Below are 3679 nucleotides of genomic sequence, written 5' to 3'. Positions count from 1 at the left end.
CAGTCCCGCGTCCAGTTCGCTCGATTTTGGTATCGCGGGGAATTCCCAGCACGATCGTCCGTTTGGTTTGCGGATCGAAGCGGAGCAGCATGATCGTATCCGACAAACCTTCTAGGGAGTCAACTTCGGCATCATAGCCAGTTTTTTTACGCTCTTTGCCATCGCCATTTTTGACATCAGAGATATTGGTCTTAATCCCTAGCAATAGAATATTGACTGGCTTGGAAACTTCTGGTACTTGCAGTAGACTTCGCGAGAAAGCTTCCCGACCATTTTGCTTGAAGAAGGCGGCATCAGCGGCGGATAGAACGCGCTGTTGCAATGGTGTAGACGTTAGTGAAACAGCCAGAAAAGCTCCCGCAGCAGCCGAAAATGCACCGATACCACCGAGTCCTAACCACAGCAACAACGGGACTTTGCGCCGCCTTTTCGCTGGTTGACGACGCACCATCTGTGGATTTGGTTTGTTCGCACGCGGGCGATGCCGATCTACTTTTCTAGCTTCCACTTTACTCACGGGTTAATAGGGGTTGGTGGGGTTTAATAATCGCAGCGATCTTGGTCGATTGGGTCTAGTCAGGTTTGGATGCCTGAGGTCACAGCGTCAGCTTACACTATATTCTTTCTTTATCAACTGCTGAGATCGGCAAGCTGATCGTGAAGATGCGATCTTGGGGAGAGGGGAATTGTGACTGGTGGCGATTGTCACGATCTAGCCAGACATGACCGGATCGGTTATCGCTACCGCAGTGTCCGCTCTGCCAAAGCACTAACTCCAGGCAGTCGGATCGATTTCTTTTGCCAGAGTAGCATCATTAGCCACAAACTAGTCATGAAATAGCCAGAGGTAACTAGACTATTGAGAAACAACAGCCGAAGTCCGAGGGCAGAGGCTCCCGATAGATCTGCACCAACATTTAAGCTGAAATAGACGCTCAACCAGGCGAAAGCGAGCAAAATGGATAATCGGCAGGCTGCGAGTTGTCGCTTGTCGCGTTGACCGCGATAGATCGCCCACATGGAAGGTAATAGTCCAATGACTGGCGTGAGATATACGAATGTTTCCAGCCTGTCAAGTGCGCTAGGTTCTGGATGGACAACTGACTCTGAGGCAGGATCGGGCAATGATATCATAGGCTGCTGTTCTGACAATGAGAATGTTTGTTGTCTTATAGATCTAAAATCCCCAATTTTTGGGTCTTAAGCACCATTTCGCTAATATTTTTTCGATCGAATCTTAGAAGTAGGGGCAAATATCTACCTGGTTCGATCGATAACTAACCAATTTGGGTAGCAGTTTGAATTTTATTAACTATAAGTTACCTGTTGAGAGCGAGGCATCTATCTTTATGTGGATTATTTTGTTCGAGGGATAATTTTCAATGCTGCCCGATCGTCTTACTTACTGGTAGCTGCATTTGACAGTTGAAGCTGTCGTTAATATTTTCTTAATTATTTCAGAGAGCTAATACTGCTGACAAGTGACAAAAGTCACTAGAGTGAGATCTGATCGCTAGAGGCGGTCGTTCGGACACGGAGATTGCCCGATATCCAGTGCTGATTCGATCTAGACTCAATTTCCCAGTAGTTTCATCGTGTCTGCCAACTGGTGGTTTTAAGTATGCAAATATCCGGCAATATCCGGTAATATAGCTTATAATGAGTGTAGTTCTATCGAAAAACATTCATGCCCGAATATGTATCACCAAAAAAGGCGATGCAGTTGCTCGGAGTCTCTGAGCGAACGCTTCGATACTGGGAAGCAGATGGGAAGATCGGTGCAATTAGAACTCCATCTGGGCATCGCAGATACGACGTTGAAGCATATCTGCGAAGTAAAGGAAAGGACAATCGAGTCACCATCCTCTACTCCAGAGTTAGCAGTTACAAGCAACGTGAAGACCTCGAACGACAAGTCAGTTATCTCCAATCCCAATTCCCTCAAGGGGAAACGGTCAAAGAAATCGGTGGTGGGCTTAACTTCCGCAGAAAAGGGCTTCTTGCCATTCTGGGACGAGTCTTGTCAGGAGATGTCAGGCAGGTTGTGGTCAGCCACCAAGACAGGCTTGCCAGATTTGGAGTCGAACTTATCAGATGGATTTGTGAGCAAAATGCTTGCGAACTCTTGGTTCTCAGTCGCTCAGACCTCTCACCAGAACGAGAAATGGTTGAAGATGTGTTGGCAATCATCCACATCTTCAGTTGTCGCCTCTACGGACTTAGAAAGTACAAATCTAAAATCAAGGAAGATTCGGATTTACCCAAGTAGCGAACTATCAAAGGTTTGGAGAACTTGGATTGCAGCCGCGAGATGGTGTTTCAATAAAGCGATTGCGATATTAAAGACCGAGAAAATTGGCAAGTATGATTTAAGAAAAATGGTAATGGATGATGTACCCGACTGGGTTAATAACACTCCATACAACCCCAGGCAAATTGCTGTTTTTCAAGCTTTTGAAGCACACAAGGCAGCTAAGAAATCAGGAGGTGCAGCAAATTTCAGAAGCGTTCGAGAACCAGCTAAATCGATTAGATTTCAAAAAGATAATTGGAAGAATGGAACATTTTACCCATCTCTAACTAAAAATCAGGAGTTCAAATCAACCGAATTGATTCCTGATGTAATGAAATTCGAGCCTATTCTTAGCTTAGATAGAGGTCGATGGTTTATCTGTTTTGCTGAAAAAATGGAAATAAAACCATCAAATTCAAATCGAGTGTTGGCGATCGATCCAGGGGTTCGCACCTTTGCTACTGGCTTTGATGGAAGTAATTTCATTGAGGTTGGGAATGGTGATATCGGGAGAATTCAAAGATTATGCAAGCACTTGGACGATTTGATGTCTAAGATTGGCAACTCCAAAGGTCATCTGTTCAAGCACTTGCGTTACAAGTTGAGAAAAGCAGCAGAGCGAATTAGAATTAAAATCAAAAACTTGATAGATGAACTTCATCACAAGTTATCTGCACATTTAACATTTAGCTATGGACTGATATTTCTTCCCACTTTTAAGACTAGTCAAATGGTATTGAAAAGTACTCGTAAGTTGCGAAGTAAAACCGCTCGGAACATGTTGACTTGGAGCCACTATCGTTTCAAGCAAACGTTGAAGCATCATGCAATCAAAAGAGGTTGTATCGTAGTAGACGTAACGGAAGAATATACTTCTAAAACTTGCTCTAAATGTGGTCAAATCCACAGTAAATTAGGCGGTAATAAGATGTTTAAATGTCCAAATCTTGAGTGTAAGCACATTATGGATAGGGATAAAAATGGTGCTTTCAACATCCTGTTGAAAGCTTTGAGGGATACCTCCAAGTTTTCGGACTTGCTATATTCAGTAAATTTTGGCTAATTGCCAGAAATTGCCGGATTAAATGTATCTGAAGATAGGGACTTAACAGGATTTCTAAATGACACTACTAATTTGATCGGCCGATCTTCGAGAGCAGTTTAACGCCATCGGACTAACCACTGAGCGATCGATACTGGCGCATCTTGCCGTTTGCGAGTTTGTGGATCGATGACTACATGTTTGGTGGTCACAGTTGCCACGAGGATTTGGAGATCGGCCGATTGCGGATCGATCGAGCGGATTTGATAGTTAATCTCAAATTTACCCCGATCGATTTCCGCTGGTGTCAGTGAGATCGTGACTCGATCGCCACAATATAATGG

At 44.1% G+C, this 3679-nt stretch carries 4 protein-coding genes and 1 pseudogene; 2 read left to right on the top strand and 3 right to left on the bottom strand.

Going from position 1 to position 3679, the window contains the following annotated elements; all coding sequences use genetic code 11:
• Together RMO27_RS16555 and RMO27_RS16550 are read right to left on the bottom strand one after the other, a co-directional pair.
• Window positions 1-517 (bottom strand): annotated as a pseudogene (locus tag RMO27_RS16555) (LytR family transcriptional regulator); the annotation flags it as partial.
• A 224-nt stretch (window positions 518-741) separates the two neighbouring features.
• Window positions 742-1134, bottom strand: a complete 393-nt coding sequence (locus RMO27_RS16550; RefSeq protein ID WP_309734487.1) for a hypothetical protein — start codon at window positions 1132-1134, stop codon at window positions 742-744.
• A 553-nt stretch (window positions 1135-1687) separates the two neighbouring features.
• Between RMO27_RS16550 and RMO27_RS16545 the strand changes: the two genes are divergently transcribed.
• Both RMO27_RS16545 and RMO27_RS16540 read left to right on the top strand, forming a co-directional pair.
• Entirely contained in the window at window positions 1688-2269 is a 582-nt protein-coding gene (locus RMO27_RS16545) for an IS607 family transposase (protein WP_309734485.1), read from the top strand.
• Window positions 2175-3356: a transposase gene (locus tag RMO27_RS16540; RefSeq protein ID WP_309734483.1), complete on the top strand. Its 1182-nt coding sequence runs from the start codon at window positions 2175-2177 to the stop codon at window positions 3354-3356. Before RMO27_RS16545 ends, RMO27_RS16540 begins: the two co-directional genes overlap by 95 nt.
• A gap of 98 nt (window positions 3357-3454) precedes the next feature.
• On the opposite strand, the gene RMO27_RS16535 is transcribed toward RMO27_RS16540, so the two are convergent.
• Window positions 3455-3679: acyl-CoA thioesterase (locus RMO27_RS16535; protein WP_396133735.1), on the bottom strand; the 225-nt coding region annotated here is incomplete at its 5' end.

The sequence above is a fragment of the Chamaesiphon sp. OTE_75_metabat_556 genome (genome assembly GCF_031378165.1).
Taxonomy (GTDB): domain Bacteria; phylum Cyanobacteriota; class Cyanobacteriia; order Cyanobacteriales; family Chamaesiphonaceae; genus Chamaesiphon.
Note: the sequence above shows the minus strand (reverse complement) of the source record. Positions and strands in the feature narration are given on the sequence as shown.

Bases quoted from the DNA above. Each gene is read 5' to 3' on its own strand.
- RMO27_RS16550 (WP_309734487.1), bottom strand. From the start codon at position 1,134: ATGATATCATTGCCCGATCCTGCCTCAGAGTCAGTTGTCCATCCAGAA.
- RMO27_RS16545 (WP_309734485.1), top strand. From the start codon at position 1,688: ATGCCCGAATATGTATCACCAAAAAAGGCGATGCAGTTGCTCGGAGTC.
- RMO27_RS16540 (WP_309734483.1), top strand. From the start codon at position 2,175: ATGTGTTGGCAATCATCCACATCTTCAGTTGTCGCCTCTACGGACTTA.